The sequence below is a fragment of the Streptomyces sp. Y7 genome, assembly GCF_043195415.1.
Taxonomy (GTDB): Bacteria; Actinomycetota; Actinomycetes; order Streptomycetales; family Streptomycetaceae; genus Streptomyces.
Genome location: NZ_JBIDDQ010000013.1, coordinates 177430 through 196925 on the forward strand (window position 1 = coordinate 177430; position 19496 = coordinate 196925).

Below are 19496 nucleotides of genomic sequence, written 5' to 3' on the forward strand. Positions count from 1 at the left end.
AAGCCCCTGGCTTCCCCGAACTTCCCCGATCTGCCGAAGACTTACGAGAGTCCGCCATGTACGAGCTGTCCCGGGTCCGTCTCTACTCCATCGGACCGGCCGGTGCGCGCTACGCCGACACCGTGCTTGACCTGCGCGGTGTGGGCGAGCCGGTGCCCGACCCCGCGCCCACGCAGGCGGAGTTCTTCGAGGAGGAGCCCGTCGGCCCGCCGCGCCGGCCCGCCCCGGCGGGCGTGCTCTTCCTGGAGAACGGCGGCGGCAAGTCGGTCCTGCTCAAGCTGATCTTCTCGGTGATGCTGCCGGGCCACCGCAACACCCTCGGCGGCGCCAGCTCCGGCGTGCTGCGCAAGTTCCTGCTCGCCGACGACTGCGGACATGTCGCCCTGGAGTGGCAGCACACGCTCACCGGCGAGTGCGTCGTCGTCGGCAAGGTCAGCGAGTGGCGCGGGCGCCAGGTCTCCAACGACCCGCGGAAGTTCGCCGAGGCCTGGTACTCCTTCCGGCCCGGCCCCGGACTGTCCCTGGACAACCTGCCCGTCGCCGAGGCCACCTCCGTACGGCCGCCGGCGGAGGGCCAGTCCGGAGCACAGGGCCGCCGGCGCACCATGAAGGGCTTCCGGGACGCGATCACGGAGGCGGGCAAGGCGTACCCGCATCTGGAGGTGCACTGGGAGGAGATCCACGACCGCTGGATCGAGCACCTCGGCGACCTCGGCCTCGACCCCGAACTCTTCCGCTACCAGCGCGAGATGAACGCCGACGAGGGCGAGGCGGCCGGCCTCTTCGCGGTCAAGAAGGACGCCGACTTCACCGACCTGCTGCTGCGGGCCGTGACCGACACACGCGACACCGACGGCCTCGCCGACCTCGTCGGAGGCTTCGGCAACAAGCTGGGCCGACGAGCCGAGCTGATCGCCGAGCGGGACTTCACCGCCGGATCCGTCGACCTGCTCGGACGGATCGTCGAGGCCGCCGAGACCCGCTCACGCGCGCGTGACATCCACGCCGGCGCCGAGCGACGCACCAGGACCCTGGCTCGTCGGCTGTCCGCGCGGGGCGTCCAGGAACGGGTGCGGGCCGCCGACCTCGCCCAGCGGACGACCGCCGCCGCGTACGCCGTCACCCACGCGGAGGCGGCCCGCGAGCACAGCGCGCTGATCGCCGCCGAACTGGCCTACCGGCACGCCTCGCTGGCCCTCGCCGCGGCCGAGAAGACGGCGGCGGCCCAGAAGCGCGAGCTCGCCGACGCACGCACCCTGCACTCCGCCTGGCAGGCCGCGGAGGCCGTCCTGCGGCACCGCGCTTCTTCCGACCGTGTCGCGCGCGTGGCCGCCGCCATCCAGGAGGCCGAGCGGGACGCGGCCCCCGCACTGGCCGCCCGGGCCAAGGCCGCCGTCGACCTCGTACGGGCTCTGCACGGCGCGGCGGAGAGCGCCGAGGCCCTCGCCAACGAGGGGGAGGAGCGCTCCGGCGCCCTCCAGGAGGTCAGCGAGTCCGCCTACGCGGACTCCACCGCCGCCGCCACCGAAGCGCAGCGCGCCCGCAGCGAGATCGGACATCTGCGCCAGCGTCTGACGGAGGTCGAGCAGGAGACCGCCGAGGCCGTACGCGCGGGCTGGCTCGACGACAGTGCGCCCGACGCGGACCCGGCCCGCGCCGCCCTCGCGGCCAGCGACGCCGAGAAGAGCGCCGTCGCCGCCTGGGACACCGCACGCGAGGCCTCCCGGCGTGCCTCGGAGCACGCGCGCGAGGCGGCCTCGACCGAGTCCCGCGCGGAACTGACCGCGGCCCGCGCCGCGGACGCGGCGACGGCGGCGGAGCGCGCGTACGACGCCGAGCGGCGGCTCGCCGAAGGGCTGGCCGCGGAGGAGCGACTGGCCGAACTGCTCAGCCTGACCGGCGAGCCGGGCGTGAAGCGCGGGTCCGTGCCCGCTCCGCGCACCGGCGACGACGCCCGGCCCGGCGCGACCGTGGTCGGCGACCCGGCCCTGACCCCGGAGGAGCTGGACCGCTTCGCCGGCGAGCTGCGCGAACTGCTCGACGACGCCGTCTCCGCCGCCGAGCGTCAGCTCTTCGAGCTGCGTACGGCCGCCGCCGACGACGCCCGGATCCTGGGTGCGCTCGGCGACGGCGGGCTGCTGCCGCCCGGCCCGGACGTCCTGGCCACCGTGGAGTTCCTCGGCGAACAGGGCATCCCCGCGCTGCCCGGCTGGCGCTACCTCGCGCAGGCCGTCGACCCCGCCGACCACGCGCGGGTGCTGGCCGCCCGGCCCGAACTGGTCGACGGCGTGATCATCACCGACCCCGACTCGCACGCGCGGGCCCGCGAGGTGCTGGGCGACGCGGCCCTGCTGCCCCGGTCCGCCGTCGCGGTCGGCACGGCCGCCGCGCTGCTCGCCCCGACCCCGGCCGCCGACGCACCCGACGGCGACGTCTTCCTCGTACCGCCGAACCCGGCCATGCACGACGAGTTCGCCGCCGACGAGGAACGCAAGGCGCTGCGCGCGCGGGCGACCGAACGGGACGAGGAGATCCGCGGTCTCGCCGCACGTCTCGGCAAGGACCGTGAGCTCGCGGCCCGGCTCGCCTCCTGGCGGACCGGCTGCCCGGACGGCAGGCTGCTGGAACTGGCGCAGGCGGCCGGGGAGGCGCGCGCGTTCGCCGAGGAGTCCGAGGCCGAACTCGCCGAGGCGCGGACCGTGCGGGCCGAGGCCGACGAAGCCGCGGCCGAGGCGGCGCAGGTCCGCGACGAGCGGCAGGAGGCCGCCCAGAAGGCCAGGCGCTCCGCCGACGCCCTCGCCGGGCTGGCGTTCCGGCTGCGGGAGCGGGCGGGCTGGCAGGTCAAACTGCGCGAACTCGCCGACGACGCCGTCGAGTCCGAGGCCCGCGCCCAGACCTGTCTGGAGCGTGCCCGCGCCGCCGACGAGGACCGCCGTGCCGCTCAGCGCGCGGCCGACGACGCACGCCGCACGGCACGCGCCCTGCGCGCCGAGCGCTCGGAGATCGCCGGCGCCCCCGACGACGTACCCGACACGGACACGGACGCCCCGAAGAACTCACTGCCCGCGCTGCGCGAGGCGTACCGGGCCGCGTCCCAGGTGTACGAGAAGGTCGGCGTCGGCGCCGACCTGCGGGCCGAGCAGGCTCGCGCGGAGAGCGACGAGAGCGCGGCCCGCGCGGAGCTCGACCGGCTCAGCAACAAGGTCCGGACCCGGGCCGAGCAGCTCCTGCAGTCGCCGGACGGCTCCGACGGCCCCTCCCGGCAGGCGGCCGCCGCGCGCGCGGAGGAGCTGGTCCAGCTCCTGGAGACGCGCATGTCGAGCGCGAGCGAACAGCTCGGCCGGCTGCGCGGCGAAGCCGAGCGGCTCGCTCCCGACGACGGTGAGACGCACACCGAGCTGTCCGAGGAACTCCAGCCGCGTGACGCCGACCACGCGCAGGCGCTGCTGCGCACCGCCACCGGCGAACTCGCCTCCCGCACCGAGGCGTTGACCCAGGCCCGCGAGGCACATGCCGAGCTCCTCGAAGCCCACCGCGGCGCCGAGGACGCGGCGAGTGGCTTCGACGAGATCGCCGCGATGCTGCGCGACCTGCTGCGCGAGCACCCCTCCGAGGAGGAGCAGGAGGAACAGGAGGCCTACCCCGGCAGCCCCGAGGAGGCCCGGCACTCCGCGGCGGAGGCCCGCCGGTCGGTGCGCGGCTGCGCAGCCGACCTGTCCGCCGCCGAGGCCGCCGTGCGCGAGGCGAGCGACGTCCTCGTACGGCATGCCAACTCCACGCGCTACGAACAGGTCCGCACCCCCGCCCGCCAGCAGATCCGTGAACTGCCCGCCTCCGCGCTGCCCGAGCACGCGCAGAAGTGGGCGGACGCCTTCGCGCCCCGACTCCGTGTGCTCACCGACGAGTTGGCCCAGCTGGAGCGCAACCGCGACTCGATCGTGGACCGGCTGCGCGGTCTGGTGGAGTCGGCGCTGGCCACCCTTCGCTCCGCGCAGCGGCTGTCCCGGCTGCCCGAGGGGCTCGGCGAGTGGTCCGGGCAGGAGTTCCTGCGCATCCGCTTCGACGAGCCGGACCAGGCCACACTCACCGAACGGCTGGGCGAGGTCGTCGACGAGGCCACGCGCGCGGCCGTGAAGAAGAACTCCGACCTGCGGCGCGACGGAATGTCGCTGCTCCTGAGGGGAGTCGCGGCAGCGCTCCAGCCCAAGGGTGTCGCCGTGGAGATCCTCAAGCCGGACGCCGTACTGCGCGCCGAGCGGGTGCCCGTGGGGCAGATGGGCGACGTGTTCTCGGGCGGTCAGCTGCTCACCGCGGCCATCGCGCTGTACTGCACGATGGCCGCGCTCCGCAGCAACGACCGAGGCCGGGACAAGCACCGGCACGCGGGCACGCTCTTCCTCGACAACCCCATCGGACGCGCCAACGCGACCTATCTGCTGGAACTCCAGCGTGCCGTGTCGGACGCCCTCGGCGTCCAGCTCCTCTACACCACGGGCCTCTTCGACACGACCGCGCTCGCCGAGTTCCCGCTGGTCATCCGGCTGCGCAACGACGCCGACCTGAGGGCGGGCCTGAAGTACATCAGCGTCGAGGAGCACCTGCGCCCGGGGCTCCCTCAGCAGCCACAGGCGGGGGAGGCCGGGCACAGCGAGATCACGGCGACCCGGATGTTCAAGCGCCCGGCACCGGCGACGCCGTGACGGGTCCGAGCCCGGTACGGCCGCTCAGTCGGCGGCCTGCGAGGCCACGGGACCGCCGTCGGCTGCGGCGGGCGTCGCCGTGCTCTGCAGGCTGTGCTCCGCGAGGACGCCCGTCCGGTGCCGCTGGACGAACCAGTAGTAGGCGAAGCCGCCGCCCGCGATGACGACGACGAACAGCACCGCGCCCCAGCGTAGATACCAGTGGTACGGGGCCGCCGCGTTGTAGACCGCGGCGCGCGGCCAGATCAGGTTCAACGTCATGCCCGCGCCCCACACCACGGCGACGATGTTGACCAGCAGGCCCCAACGCCCCAGCGAGAACTTCCCGTCGCCGGCCGGCTGCCACCTGCCCCGCAGCCGCGCCACCAGCATCGGCGTCGTGACGCCGAGGTAGGCGAGGTAGATCATGATGATGCCGATGCTCGTGACGACGGTGAAGATCTGCGGCTGCCGAATGTTCACCACGAGAATGGACAGCGCCAGCACTCCGATGATCACGGTCGGCAGCACCGGTGTCTGGAACCGCGGGCTGACCCGCGCCAGGCGCGAGGACGCCGGCAGGTTGTTGTCGCGGGCCATCGCGAACGCCAGCCGGATCGCGGCCGTGTGGACCGCCAGCGCGCACACCGTGACCGCGATCAGCACGCACCACAGCATCGCCTTGCCGGCCGTGGGACCGAGTACGTCGAGCACGACGTACTGAAGCCCGTCCGTCGACAGCTTCTCGCCCTTCAGGCTGGACACGCTCATCAGCGCCAGCAGCAGGATCAGGCCGCCCAGGACGAACGAGGCCACGATGGCGCGGATGATGGCCCGCGGCGCGTTGCGCGACGGGTCCAGGCACTCCTCACCGAGGGAGGAGGCCGTGTCGAAGCCGTACATCACGTACGCCGAAGCCAGCGAGGCGACGAGGAACGCCCCCAGATACCCCGTGCCGTAGTCCGCCCCGGTCCCGTTCGTCTCCAGGACGACCTGGGGGCCGCGGGTGATGTGCACCGCGAACAGGACGATCAGGACGACGGTGGCGATCAACTCGATGAAGACACCCGCCGTGTTGATCCTCGCCATCAGCTTGACGCCGAAGGCGTTCACCAGGGTGGTGAACAGGATCAGCACCGCGGCCAGCACGACCGCGTTGGTCGCCACGTCGTACGTGCCGGTGCCGTCCCCCACGATCTGGAACGCCGAAGAGATCTGCGGAAGCGTCAACTGGTAGGCCAGCGCGACGGCCGAGATGGACACGATGGACGCGACCAGCATCATCCAGCCGGCGAGCCAGCCCAGATGCGGGTTGCCTATCTTCTTCGACCAGTTGTAGACCGAGCCCGCCACGGGATAGCGGGCGGCGAGCTCCGCGAAGCACAGGGCGACCATGAACTGGCCGACGAACACCATCGGCCATGACCACCAGTAGGCGGGACCGCCGCTGCCGTAACCGAAGTAGAACAGCTGGAACGTGCCGGTCAGGATCGAGATGTAGCTGATCCCGGCCGCGAAGGTGTGGAAGTTGCCCAGGGTGCGCTTGAGTTCGGGTTTGTAGCCGAACTCGGCGAGCTCGGTGTCGTCGTGACCGTGTGGACCGGCTGGTTGCTCCGTTGTCGACATGAGCGGACTCCTCATGGGCCGAGGTGGGGGAGGGAGCGGCTCGGGCGGCTGCGTGGATCAAGGACGGTGTCAGTGCGGCAGGACAGTGTCAATGAGGCGAGCCGGGTCGAACAGGCCGATGGGATGCTCGGTGCCGCCGGTCAGGGCGAGGTCGGCGAGGATCTCGCCGACGACGGGCACGAACTTGAATCCGTGCCCGGAGAACCCGCAGGCCACCGTGACCGAGTCCGGATGCGCCGGGTGCCGGGCGATCACGAAGTGTTCGTCGGCGGTGTTGGTGAACATGCAGGTCACGGCCTTGAGCAGGGTGCCGGGCAGGTGCGGCACGCAGCCGGACAGATGGTCCGCCATGGCCCGGATCTCGTCCTCGTGAACGGTCCGGTCGATGGTCTCCGGCGTAGTGACCTGCCCCTTGTGGAAGAAGGCGACCTTGGCTCCGGCGGCAGGTCCGTCGAGGGCGGGGAATCCATAGACATGGACCCCGGCGGTGTCCTCCCAGATGTAGACGGGGTGGTGCGCCGGGAGGAACGGATCGGTGCCCTGCTTCGGCTGGAACCAGTACATGACCTGCCGCTCGACGGAGAACGGCACCCCGAGGTCGGCCGACAGCTCCGGCGCCCACGCGCCCGGGCAGATCACCAACTGCCCGGCGGTGTACGTGTCCTCGGCCGTGTGCACCCGTACACCGTCCCGGTACGGCTCCCAGCGTGTCATCGGCTCGTCGAAGTGCAGGTCGGCGCCTTGCCGCGCGGCCAGTCCGAGATGCGCGGCGACGGTGTTCTCCGGCCGCAGGAAACCGGCTCTCCTCTCGTACAGCGCCACCTCGTCGTCCTTCGGCGTGAGCGTCGGGAAGCGGCGGCGGATCTCCTTCGCGTCGAGCATCTCGTGCGGCAGATCCCACTCCCGCGCCGAACGCAGCGAACCGGCGACGGTGCGTGAGTCGGGCAGACCGAGCATCAGGCCACCGCAGAGGGTGGCGATGTCGCGGCCGCTCGCCCGCTCCAGGTCGTCGTACAACTCATAGGCGCGCAGCAGCAGCGGGACGTATGCCGAGTCCTCGAAGTACGACTGCCGGGTGATGCGCGAGCCGCCGTGGCTGGAGCCGCGGTCGTGCACGGGGCCGAACTTCTCCAGGCCCAGCACCCGGGCGCCGCGCGCGGACAGATGATGGGCGGCCGCGCTGCCCATGCCGCCGAGACCGATGACGATCACGTCGTAGGTGGGGGACACGGGAGGCTCCAGTCGGCGGATGCGGGCGTCTTTGGGCCGACCCGGGGCCGAGAGGCGCCGCTACGACGAGCGCCTGTTCCGCTTCCCGACGACGGTGACCGAGACCTTGCGGCCTTCGGCAACCGTACGACGTGTCTCCCTGTCGGACCGCGCGCGGGTCGATCGATTTCAGGGGTGCGACAACCGCCCGGTCCCGCCCTGGCGGCGTATTCGCTCCTGAGCGCGCTCGGCCTCACGTGCCTGGTGCCGCGCCCGGCGCCGCTCGCGGCGCAGCGAACGCGCGGTGCTGCTCGGGGCCGAGACCACGCCGTTGCGCTGGTTCCACACCTGGCGGGTCACCCAGACGTCGAGGGCGCCCCAGGTGGCCACCACCGTGCTGACCACGCTGCTGATCACCATGGGGAAGGCCAGCCACGATCCCGCCAGTGTGCACAGGAAGGCCACCATCGCCTGTATCAGCGTCAACGCGATGATCAGCACGGCTCGCACCGCCGACCTGCGCACCGGATCGGGCATCCGGCGCCGCGGCGTGGGCTCCTCCACCCAGAGCGGCCGGTAGCCCGACCAGCCCCGGGGCGCGTCCTCGCTCGCCGTCACCACGCCTGTGCCCTCCGGATCCTCACGGCTGACTGTCTCTGTGCGCGCGCCCGCTGGAATGTCGCGATCCAGCGCTTCGGGACCAAGCCGCGCCCTCTCGTGCGCCGTGGCGCCGTCCTCAGGCGCTTCACGCCGCTCCGCCGTGCCCATCACCGTGTCACTCCCCACCGCCGGCAGACCGCTTGCCCGGACCCGAAGGCCCGGCTCCCCATTGGCTGCCCGGCTTGCGCTGTTTTACGCCGCCCAGGGGCGGGATGCGGCTCCTGTGGCTCATTCCGCCCCCATTTCCCGTACAGAAGGACGAACAACGCGGCCGGAAGATTCCCGGGAATGATAAAAATCAGGCCAACTGGCCAGAGAAACCGGCTGGTTCCCTGCCTCTGGGTGCCACGGGATCGCGGTAGGCAATCTCCCGTAATGCACGGACAACTCCACATGTCTCGCCGCCGGTGCGGAAGTTCGGGTTCCGGACCGCTCTTCGAGTTACCTGTGCGTCGGTAGTAGGCTCGCGCCGACTGTTGACGCACAGGTGTGCCCCCTGACCGGTGGGGGGTTTGAGCTGGGGGAGGCCATGCGCTTTCGCGGGAAGTCGATCCGCCGGAAGATGGTGGCGCTGCTTCTCGTGCCGCTGGTGTCCCTGACCGCGATCTGGGGTTTCGCCACGGTACTCACGGGGCGAGGTGTGGCGCAGCTGTTCACGGTGTCGTCCCTCGTCGAGAAGATCGGTTACTCCACCGAGGACGCCGTCCGCGTTCTCCAGCAGGAGCGCCGTCAGGCGCTCGTCTATCTCGCCGACCCACGGGCCTCGGACGCACTGACGGCGCTGCGCGTCACCCGGCGCTCCACCGACGCCGCCTTGTCCGAGATCCGCAAGAACGCCAAGGACCCCGACGTCCGCGACGGGATGGACGAGGGCGACGAGGAACGCCTCACCGCCGTCCTGGACGCCTTCGACGGCGTCAACGCCCTGCGCCGCAGTGTCGAGGACGGCACGGTGACCCGGGCCCAGGCGCTCTATCTCTACAACCGGCTCGTCGACCCCTGCTACGCCCTGCTCGGTGCCCTCGACGGCGTCGACAGCGTCGCGATGGACAAGCAGGCACGGGCTCTGCTCAACGTCACCCGCGCCCGTGAACTCCTCTCGCGCGAGGACGCGCTGCTCAGCTCGGCCCTCGTGGTCGGCAAGCTCACCCGCGAGGAGATCCGCGACGTCTCCGACCTCGTGGCCCAGCGCACCCTGATGTACGACGTCAGCCTGACGGACCTGCCGTCCTCGGAGCGCGAGCGCTACGAGCGCTTCTGGAAGAACGCCTCCACCGCGCCGCTGCGCGTGGCCGAGCAGGCCGTCATCTTCGGCCAGCCCGGCCGGCCCAGCATCGTCGAGGCCAAGAGCTGGGACACCGCGGCCGGCAGCGTCCTCGAAGAGCTCAGCAAACTCAACGACGAAGCCGGCACCCGCTATCAGGAGCGCGTCCAGCCCGTCGCGATGGGCGTCATCGTCAAGGCCGCCATCGCCGGCGTCCTCGGCCTGCTCGCCCTGCTGTTCTCCCTCGTCCTGTCCGTACGCATCGGCCGGAGCCTCATCCGTGACCTGCGGCAGCTGCGCATGGAGGCCCACGAGGCGTCCGGCGTACGCCTGCCCAGCGTGATGCGCCGCCTCTCCGCCGGCGAGCAGGTCGACGTGGAGACCGAGGTCCCGCGCCTGGAGTACGACAAGAACGAGATCGGCGAGGTCGGCCAGGCCCTCAACACCCTCCAGCGCGCCGCCGTCGAGGCCGCCGTCAAGCAGGCCGAACTGCGCGCCGGCGTCTCCGAGGTCTTCGTGAACCTCGCCCGCCGCAGCCAGGTCCTCCTGCACAAGCAGCTCACCCTCCTCGACACGATGGAACGCAGGACCGAGGACACCGACGAACTCGCCGACCTGTTCCGCCTGGACCACCTGACCACCCGCATGCGCCGCCACGCCGAAGGCCTGGTCATCCTCTCCGGAGCCGCCCCCTCACGGCAGTGGCGCAAGCCCGTCCAGCTCATGGACGTCGTGCGCGCCGCGGTCGCCGAGGTCGAGGACTACGAGCGCATCGAGGTGCGCCGTCTGCCCCGCGTCGCCGTCACCGGCCCCGCCGTTGCGGACATCACCCACCTCGTCGCCGAACTCCTGGAGAACGCCACGGTGTTCTCCCCGCCGCACACCGCCGTCCAGGTCCTGGGTGAGCGCGTCGCCAACGGCTTCACCCTGGAGATCCACGACCGCGGTCTGGGCATGGCCGCCGAGGCCCTCCTCGACGCCAACCTCCGGCTCGCCGAGACCCCCGAGTTCGAGCTCTCCGACACCGACCGGCTCGGCCTCTTCGTGGTCAGCCGCCTCGCCCAGCGCCAGAACGTCCGCGTCTCCCTCCAGCCGTCGCCGTACGGCGGTACCACCGCCGTCGTCTTCATCCCCGACGCGCTCCTCACCGACGACGTGCCGGACACCAACGGCATCGGGTTCCGGCTGGACCGGCCCACGCCCTCCAAGGAAGCGGAACTGGAGGAGGCGCGCCGGGCAGCCCTGTCCCAGGTGCCGGTCCGCGTGCCCGGACTGCCGACCTCGCTCCTGGACGGCCCGGTCGAGCTCGAGGCCCCCGTCGACCTCGATGCGCTGGGCGACTTCCCGGACCCCCTGGAGGACGAGGACGGCGATCGCGGCGGACTCTTCCGCCCGCGCCGCGCACTCGGCCCCACGGAGACCGAGGCGACCGGCCCGATCGGCGAGCAGCACCCGGTCTCCGGCATCCCCGGCGGCCCGGAACACGCCGGCCGGGATGACCAGGTGAGCGCCCCGGTTCCACTGCCACGCCGCAGCACACCCAAGCTGGTCAGCTCGCACGGGCGCCCGGTCTCGGAGCAGCGCTCCCGGCGGGAGAAGCCGGAGGCCGAACCCGAGGCGGGTCCGAGCCGTCCGCAACCGAACGGTCTCGCCCCGCTGCCGACCCGCCGTCGCGGCACAGGGCCCAGAGGCGGAGCGGTCGACGGTCCCGACCAGTTCGAGGAGCGCCCCGGCATCCCGTCGGCCGGCGGCCGGGACCGTGCTGAGCAGCCCGAGCCGTCGGCTCTGCCCAGGCGCGCACACCGCCCGGCGATCGCTTCCAGCGGCTCCGACGACTCCGCTGCGAACCCGGCGGGCGCACCACCGCCGGCCGGCTCCGGGGCGGGCGCGCTGCCCCGACGTGTACGGCAGGCCAATCTGGCTCCCCAGCTCAGGCAGGGCCCCGCGCGACGCACCGAGGACAAACCGGAGCCCGTGGAGAGGGACGCGGACGAGGTACGCAGCCGAATGGCCTCACTTCAGCGCGGCTGGCAGCGCGGCCGCACGGAGAACGCCGCGGGCGACGACGCCCACAGCGGCACAGCACCACAACGAACGACTAAGGGGGACGGTCGATGACCGCACCAGAGGCGACCGGCCACAGCGCGACCAACCAGTCGGGGGAGCTCAACTGGCTCCTCGACGACCTGGTGGACCGGGTCGCCAGCATCCGCAAGGCCCTCGTGCTCTCCGGCGACGGCCTGCCCACCGGTGTGTCCAAGGACCTGACGCGGGAGGACAGCGAGCACCTCGCCGCCGTCGCGTCCGGGTTCCACAGCCTCGCCAAGGGCGTGGGCCGGCACTTCGAGGCGGGCAGCGTCCGGCAGACCGTCGTGGAGCTGGACGACGCTTTCCTGTTCGTGACGGCTGCCGGTGACGGCAGCTGCCTCGCGGTGCTCTCGGACGCCGACTCCGACGTCGGCCAGGTCGCGTACGAGATGACGCTCCTGGTCAAGCGGGTCGGCGTACATCTGGGCTCCGCTCCGCGCACCGATCTGACCTCGGGCGGGTAGTGGGATGGCATGAGCGCTGACGGTCAGGGAAGAAGCCACTGGTTCGACGACGAGGCCGGACCGGTCGTCCGTCCGTACGCCATGACGCGCGGCCGCACCACCAGTGCGGCCCAGCACCGCCTCGACCTGATCGCGGTGGTCGTCGCGGAGACGCACGCCGACGACCCGGACGCCGACTCGACACTGTCCCCGGAACACGTGGACATCGTGGAGCTGTGCCGTGACGCCCCGCAGTCCGTCGCGGAACTCTCCGCCGAACTCGATCTGCCCATCGGAGTCGTACGGGTCCTCGTCGGGGACCTCGTGGACGCGGAATTCGTCCATGTGAACCGGCCCGTACCGCCTGCCGAGCTGGTGGACGAGAGTATTCTGCGCGACGTGATCAACGGCCTGCGGGCGCTGTGAGCGGCGCGGAAGCGGGGTAGTGACGTGACAGGCTGGCAGTTCTGGGTCGACCGAGGCGGCACCTTCACGGACATCGTCGCGCGACGCCCGGACGGCCGCCTGCTGACGCACAAGCTCCTGTCGGAGAACCCGGCGCGCTACTCCGACGCCGCGGTGGCGGGCGTACGCGAGCTGCTGGACGGCTCCCCGGACCCCATCGAGGCCGTCCGCATGGGCACGACGGTCGCCACGAACGCCCTCCTCGAGCGCAAGGGCGAGCGGACCCTGCTGGTGATCACCCGTGGTTTCCGCGACGCCCTGCGCATCGCCTACCAGAACCGCCCCCGCATCTTCGCCCGCCGCATCGAGCTGCCCGAGCTGCTGTACGAGCGGGTCGTCGAGGTCGACGAACGCATCGCCGCCGACGGCACCGTCCTGCACGCTCCCGACCTGGACGCCCTCGGCGGCCCCCTCCAGGAGGCGTACGACGACGGCATCCGCGCGGTCGCCGTGGTCTGCATGCACAGCCATCTCCACCCGGCCCACGAGCAGGCCGTCGGCGGGCTCGCCGCCCGCATCGGCTTCCCGCAGATCTCGCTGTCCAGCGAGGTCAGCCCGCTGATGAAACTCGTCCCGCGCGGGGACACCGCCGTCGTCGACGCCTACCTCTCGCCCGTGCTGCGCCGCTACGTCCAGCACGTCGCCGACCAGCTCGAAGACGTGCGGCTGATGTTCATGCAGTCGAACGGCGGTCTCGCCGAGGCCGGGCAGTTCCGCGGCAAGGACGCCATCCTCTCCGGCCCCGCCGGCGGCATCGTCGGCATGGCCCGCATGTCGCAGCTCGCCGGGTTCGACCGGGTCATCGGCTTCGACATGGGCGGCACCTCCACCGACGTCTCCCACTTCGCGGGCGACTACGAACGCGTCTTCACCACCCAGATCGCCGGAGTCCGGCTGCGCGCCCCCATGCTGGACATCCACACCGTCGCGGCCGGCGGCGGCTCGGTCCTCCACTTCGACGGCTCCCGTTACCGCGTAGGGCCGGACTCGGCGGGCGCGGACCCGGGGCCCGCCTGCTACCGCGGCGGCGGACCGCTCACCGTGACCGACGCCAACGTCATGCTGGGCCGCATCCAACCCGAGCACTTCCCCCAGGTGTTCGGCCCCGACGGCGACCAGTCCCTCGACGACGTCCTCGTCCGCGACCGCTTCACCGCCCTCGCACGCGAGATCCGCGAACGGACCGGGGACGACCGCACCCCCGAGCAGGTGGCCGAGGGCTACCTGCAGATCGCGGTCGCCAACATCGCCAACGCCGTGAAGCGGATCTCCGTCCAGAAGGGGCACGACGTCACCCGCTACGCCCTCACCACCTTCGGTGGCGCGGGTGGACAGCACGCGTGCATGGTCGCCGATTCGCTCGGCATCCGAACCGTCCTCGTGCCGCCCATGGCCGGAGTCCTCTCCGCGCTCGGGATCGGCCTCGCCGACACGACGGCCATGCGTGAGCAGTCCGTGGAAGCCGCCCTGGACACCGCCTCGATGTCCGGCGTCCTGAAGACGGCGGACGACCTGGAATCCGCCGCTCGGGCCGAACTCCTCGACGAGGACGTCCCCGAGGACCGCGTCAGGGTCACCCGACGCGCCCAACTCCGTTACGACGGCACCGACACCACCCTCACCGTCGAACTCACCGAACCCGCCACGATGCGGCGTGCCTTCGAAGAACGTCATCGCGCCACGTACTCCTTCACGCTCGACCGCCCGATCGTCGTCGAAGCCCTGTCCGTCGAAGCCACCGGCATCACCGAACCCCCCGATCTCTCCGCTCTCGCCCCCTATGAGGCCGCCCCCGAGGGCAGCCCGGCGGCACCGCCGACCGTCCCCCTCCACACCGGCGGCATCCGGCGCGAAGTGCCCCTCCACCGCCGCGAGTTCCTCCCTCCCGGCGAAACCGTCACCGGACCGGCGATCATCACCGAAGCCAGTGCGACGACCGTCGTGGACGACGGCTGGCAAGCCGTGGCGACCGACGACGGGCATCTGGTCATGGAACGCGCGGCGATCACGGAGAGTTCCGAACTCGACACGAAAGCCGACCCGGTCCTGCTCGAGGTCTTCAACAACCTCTTCATGTCCATCGCCGAACAGATGGGCGCCCGCCTCGAATCCACGGCACAGTCCGTCAACATCAAAGAGCGCCTGGACTTCTCGTGCGCGCTCTTCGACCCGGACGGAAACCTGGTGGCCAACGCCCCGCACATCCCCGTCCACCTGGGCTCGATGGGCACCAGCGTCAAGGAGGTCATCCGGCGCCGTGGCTCGGAGATGCGCCCGGGCGACACCTACGTGGTCAACGACCCGTACCACGGCGGCACCCACCTGCCCGACGTCACCGTGATCACCCCGGTCTTCGACGCCGACGGCGCAGCGAACACGGAGGGTGAGCAGCGGATCCTCTTCTACGTCGCCTCACGCGGCCACCACGCCGAGATCGGCGGCATCGCTCCCGGCTCCATGCCCGCGAACAGCAGCACCATCGAGGAGGAGGGAATCCTCTTCGACAACTGGCTGCTCGCCGAGAACGGCCGGTTCCGCGAGGAGGAGACCCTCCGTCTGCTCACCGGGGCGCCGTACCCCTCACGCAACCCCAGGACCAACCTCGCCGACCTGCGCGCCCAGATCGCGGCCAACCAGAAGGGCGTCGACGAAGTCGCCCGCATGATCGAGAACTTCGGCCTCGACGTGGTCCAGGCGTACATGCGGCACGTCCAGGACAACGCCGAGGAAGCGGTACGCCGCGTCATCGACGCCCTCGACGACGGCGAGTACGCCTACGAGACCGACTCCGGCGCCGTCATCCGGGTACGCGTGCGCGTGGACCGCGCCGGCCGCACCGCCACCGTCGACTTCACCGGCACCTCCCCGCAGCTGACCACCAACTTCAACGCACCCTTCTCGGTGGTCAACGCGGCGGTCCTGTACGTCTTCCGCACCCTGGTCGCCGACGACATCCCGCTCAACGACGGGTGTCTGCGCCCCCTCGACATCATCGTGCCGCCCGGCTCCATGCTCGCCCCCGAACCCCCGGCCGCGGTCGTCGCGGGCAACGTGGAGACCTCGCAGGCCATCACCGGGGCCCTCTACGCGGCCCTGGGCGTCCAGGCCGAAGGCTCCGGCACCATGAACAACGTCACCTTCGGCAACGAACGCCACCAGTACTACGAGACCGTGGCCTCCGGGTCGGGTGCGGGCGACGGGTTCCCCGGCGCACCCGTCGTCCAGACCCACATGACCAACTCACGGCTCACCGACCCCGAAGTGCTGGAATGGCGGCTGCCCGTCCGGCTCGACGAGTTCGCGCTGCGGCACGGCAGCGGCGGCGCCGGACGGTGGCACGGCGGGGACGGCGCGGTGCGCCGCCTCCGGTTCCACGAGCCCATGACCGTCTCCACGCTGTCCCAGCACCGCCGGGTCCCGCCGTACGGCATGGCCGGCGGCGAGCCCGGCGCGCTGGGAGCCAACCGCGTCGAACACGCGGACGGCACGGTCACCGCGCTCGGCGGCAGCGACTCGGCGGACGTCGGCCCCGGCGACGTACTCGTCATCGAAACCCCCGGCGGCGGAGGCTACGGCCCACCGTCGCGCGACCCCCATCAAGCAGGAGAAGAGATCGATGATCTTCGGGCGTTCTGAGCGCGGGAAGCCTCCGGTCGAGCCCGTCACGCTCAAGATCCTGGTGGCCGGCGGCTTCGGCGTGGGCAAGACCACCCTCGTCGGCGCGGTCAGCGAGATCAGGCCGCTGCGCACCGAGGAACTGCTCACCGAGGCCGGACGTCCGGTCGACGACACGAGCGGTGTCGAGGGCAAGCGCACCACCACCGTGGCCATGGACTTCGGCCGCATCACCCTGCGCGAGGACCTGGTCCTGTACCTCTTCGGCACGCCCGGCCAGGAGCGGTTCTGGTTCATGTGGGACGAACTGTCGGAGGGCGCCCTGGGCGCCGTCGTCCTCGCCGACACGCGGCGCCTGGAGGACTCCTTCGCCGCCATCGACTACTTCGAACGGCGCGGCATACCCTTCCTCGTCGGCGTCAACTGCTTCGAGGGAGCCGCCCGTTACCCGGCGGACGACATCCGCCAGGCCCTCGATCTGGACCCCGACGCACCCCTGGTGCTGTGCGACGCCCGCGACCGGGAGTCCGTCAAGGAGATCCTCATCGGGGTCGTCCAGCACGCGATGGCCTTCCAGGCGGACCGCCGCCAGACCGTCACCACCTGATCCCGTTCAGGGACACGGCCCGTACCCCCGCCGACCGGGGTACGGGCCGTGCGCCTTGAGCACACGCGCGTGCTTCACGTCGGGCGCACGCACGCGTGGGCAGCTCTCGGCGCCTGCCGCAGCTCTCGCCCGCCGCCTCAGCTCCCGCCGTCCTCCTCCCAGCCGAAGCTCTTCTCCACCGCCTTGCGCCAGTTGTGGTACTCGCGGTCACGCGCCTCGGCGGTCATGGTGGGCGTCCACTCGGCGTCCTTCGCCCAGTGCGCCTTGAGTTCGTCCAGGTCGTTCCACACGCCCGTGGCCAGGCCCGCCGCGTACGCGGCGCCCAGACAGGTCGTCTCGGAGATCTTGGGCCGGATCACCGGGACGTCGAGCACGTCCGCCTGGTGCTGCATGAGCAGGTTGTTCTTCGTCATGCCTCCGTCGACCTTGAGAGTCGTGATCTCGACGCCGGAGTCCTGGTACATGGCGTCCACGACCTCGCGCGTCTGCCAGCTCGTCGCCTCCAGCACCGCACGGGCGAGGTGCGCCTTGGTGACGTAGCGCGTCAGGCCGGTGACGACACCGCGTGCGTCCGAGCGCCAGTACGGCGCGAACAGGCCGGAGAAGGCGGGCACGATGTACGCGCCGCCGTTGTCCTCGACGCTCTCCGCCAGGGGCTCGATCTCGTCGGCGGTACGGATGATGCCGAGCTGGTCGCGGAACCATTGGACCAGCGCGCCCGTTATCGCTATCGCCCCCTCCAGGCAGTACACGGGCGCCTCGTCGCCGATCTTGTAGCCCATCGTCGTCAGCAGCCCGCTCTTCGACGGCACCGGCCGGTTGCCCGTGTTGAGCAGCAGGAAGCTACCGGTGCCGTAGGTGTTCTTCGCGGTGCCGACGTCGTAGCAGGCCTGCCCGAACACGGCTGCCTGCTGGTCACCGAGGGCCGAGGCGACCGGCACCCCGGCCAGCTGCCCGACGGCGGTCCCGTACACCTCGGCGGAGGACCTGATCTCCGGCAGGACGGCCTCGGGCACGTTCATGGCGGACAGGATCGAGGGGTCCCACTGGAGGGTCTCCAGGTTCATCAGCATGGTGCGCCCGGCGTTCGTCACGTCGGTCACGTGCTGCCCGCCGTCTGTGCCGCCGGTGAGGTTCCAGATGAGCCAGGAGTCGATGGTTCCGAAGGCGATCTCGCCGCGCTCGGCGCGATCCCTCAGACCGGGCACGTTGTCCAGCAGCCAGGCCGCCTTGGGACCGGAGAAGTAGCTGGCCAGCGGCAGTCCTGTCTGCTCGCGGAACCGGTCCTGCCCGTCCGAGCCGCCGAGCTCCTTGCACAGCGCCGAGGTGCGTGTGTCCTGCCACACGATCGCGTTGTGCACCGGTTTGCCGGTCGCGCGGTCCCACAGGACCGTCGTCTCGCGCTGGTTGGTGATGCCGAGCGCGCTGATCTGGTCGGTGCGCAGACCGGCCTTCGCGATCGCGCCGGCGACCACCGCCTGCACCTTGGACCAGATCTCCGTGGCGTCATGCTCCACCCAGCCGGGCTTGGGGAAGATCTGGCGGTGCTCGCGCTGGTCGACGGCCACGATCGCGCCGTCCTGGTTGAAGATGATGCAGCGGCTCGAGGTCGTGCCCTGGTCGATTGCGGCGACGAACTTGTCCGTCATGACGTCCCCTTCGTCGGATCCTTCAGAACGCTGCGTTGAAGATGACCCCGGACAGCGCCCCGCCGATCAGCGGTCCCACCACCGGGATCCACGCGTAACCCCAGTCCGAGGTGCCCTTGTTGGGAATCGGGAGCAAGGCGTGAATGATGCGGGGGCCCAGGTCACGGGCCGGGTTGATGGCGTACCCCGTGGGACCGCCGAGCGACAGACCGATGCCGACCACCAGGAACGAGACGATCAGGATCGCGGTGCCCGACACGCCGAGCCCCTTGGTCAGGCCGAACGCGAGGATCGGCAGCACCAGCGCGACGGTCGCGATGATCTCGGTCATGAGGTTCGCGACCGTATTGCGGATCGCGGGCGCGGTGGAGAAGATCCCGAGCGTCGGCTGGGCGATCTTCTCGTCGGCATTGGCCTGGAACTGTGCGTAGTAGACGAGCCAGCACAGCACCGCACCCAGCATCGCGCCCACGATCTGGCCGGCGATGTAGATGTGGACCTTGTCCCAGACCCCCGTGTCGATGGCGATCCCGATCGTCACGGCCGGGTTCAGCTGCCCGCCGGACAGGGGGGCCGCGGTGTACGCGCCGGCCATGACACCGAATCCCCAGCCGAAGGCGATGACGATCCAGCCCGCGTCCTTCGCCTTGGAGAAGTTCAGTAGGACGGCGGCTACGACGCCGGCCCCGAAGAGAATCAGGATCGCGGTGCCGATGACCTCACCGAGGAATATGTCTCCGTTGCTCATGGCTGCTCCTAGGCCCTGGCCGGGACGATCGGCCCCGGTTCTTGGTGCGGGGTGCGTTTCCCATGGCGACTTCAGACGAAGGCAGGGTGGTCCCGCGCCCCGCCCGGCGTCCGTGACGAGCGTGCCGTCGCAGCCGAATCGCCCGTGGGGGAGGGCCTTTGCACAGGCGGAACCGCGCGGCGCAGTGCGTGGATACGCCGAGAATGTACGGCGATGTCGGCTGACACCGGGAAGTGTTCACCGGTGTCCAGGGGGCGTCAAGGTCGCTGACGCCAACGGTTCAGGGGTGTGCCGACGGGTCACGAGCCCACGCGTTCCGCGCTCCGGGCACGCCCACTCGGAAGTGAGACGGGACAGGGACGGGACACCGAGGCCCTGCTGAGGCCGGCAGGCGGGCCAGTTCCCGCTGGACCCGGCAGGGGTCGAAGGCCATTGCTGTGCAG

Annotated in this window: 11 protein-coding genes; 6 read left to right on the forward strand and 5 right to left on the reverse strand. The window is 71.3% G+C overall.

Annotation, left to right across the window (positions count from 1 at the left end; translation table 11 throughout):
* The first annotated feature begins 56 nt into the window (after nt 1-56).
* Nucleotides 57-4700, forward strand: coding sequence for a hypothetical protein (locus ACGFW6_RS28435; RefSeq protein WP_393515710.1), 4644 nt, complete (start codon nt 57-59; stop codon nt 4698-4700).
* Nucleotides 4701-4724: 24 nt separating this feature from the next.
* Here ACGFW6_RS28435 and ACGFW6_RS28440 read toward each other — a convergent pair whose 3' ends face one another.
* The 3 genes from ACGFW6_RS28440 to ACGFW6_RS28450 form a co-directional block, all read right to left on the reverse strand.
* A complete protein-coding gene (locus ACGFW6_RS28440) occupies nt 4725-6305 on the reverse strand; it encodes an APC family permease (protein WP_393515713.1) in 1581 nt (526 codons plus the stop codon).
* Nucleotides 6306-6374: 69 nt separating this feature from the next.
* Nucleotides 6375-7535, reverse strand: coding sequence for an N-methyl-L-tryptophan oxidase (gene solA, locus ACGFW6_RS28445; RefSeq protein WP_393515716.1), 1161 nt, complete (start codon nt 7533-7535; stop codon nt 6375-6377).
* Between the two features lie 168 nt (nt 7536-7703).
* Nucleotides 7704-8282 (reverse strand): hypothetical protein, encoded by a 579-nt coding sequence (locus ACGFW6_RS28450; RefSeq protein ID WP_393515719.1) that lies wholly within the window; start codon nt 8280-8282, stop codon nt 7704-7706.
* A 421-nt stretch (nt 8283-8703) separates the two neighbouring features.
* On the opposite strand from ACGFW6_RS28450, the gene ACGFW6_RS28455 reads away from it, so the two are divergent.
* The 5 genes from ACGFW6_RS28455 to ACGFW6_RS28475 are packed head-to-tail and all read left to right on the forward strand — an operon-like array spanning nt 8704 to nt 16656.
* Nucleotides 8704-11556 (forward strand): nitrate- and nitrite sensing domain-containing protein, encoded by a 2853-nt coding sequence (locus tag ACGFW6_RS28455; protein ID WP_393515722.1) that lies wholly within the window; start codon nt 8704-8706, stop codon nt 11554-11556.
* On the forward strand, nt 11553-11990 hold the full coding sequence (locus ACGFW6_RS28460; RefSeq protein WP_393515725.1) for a roadblock/LC7 domain-containing protein: 438 nt from the start codon (nt 11553-11555) through the stop codon (nt 11988-11990). The genes ACGFW6_RS28455 and ACGFW6_RS28460 overlap by 4 nt, the downstream gene beginning before the upstream one ends.
* Nucleotides 11991-11999: 9 nt before the next feature.
* Nucleotides 12000-12395, forward strand: coding sequence for a DUF742 domain-containing protein (locus ACGFW6_RS28465; protein WP_381454633.1), 396 nt, complete (start codon nt 12000-12002; stop codon nt 12393-12395).
* A gap of 24 nt (nt 12396-12419) precedes the next feature.
* Nucleotides 12420-16070: a hydantoinase B/oxoprolinase family protein gene (locus tag ACGFW6_RS28470; RefSeq protein WP_393515728.1), complete on the forward strand. Its 3651-nt coding sequence runs from the start codon at nt 12420-12422 to the stop codon at nt 16068-16070.
* On the forward strand, nt 16051-16656 hold the full coding sequence (locus tag ACGFW6_RS28475) for an ATP/GTP-binding protein (RefSeq protein ID WP_393515731.1): 606 nt from the start codon (nt 16051-16053) through the stop codon (nt 16654-16656). The genes ACGFW6_RS28470 and ACGFW6_RS28475 overlap by 20 nt, the downstream gene beginning before the upstream one ends.
* Nucleotides 16657-16793: 137 nt before the next feature.
* Here ACGFW6_RS28475 and glpK read toward each other — a convergent pair whose 3' ends face one another.
* Nucleotides 16794-18305: a glycerol kinase GlpK gene (gene glpK, locus ACGFW6_RS28480; protein ID WP_393515734.1), complete on the reverse strand. Its 1512-nt coding sequence runs from the start codon at nt 18303-18305 to the stop codon at nt 16794-16796.
* A gap of 22 nt (nt 18306-18327) precedes the next feature.
* Complete coding sequence (locus ACGFW6_RS28485; protein WP_393515737.1) at nt 18328-19053, reverse strand: MIP/aquaporin family protein; 726 nt, start codon at nt 19051-19053, stop codon at nt 18328-18330.
* Between the last annotated feature and the right edge of the window lie 443 nt (nt 19054-19496).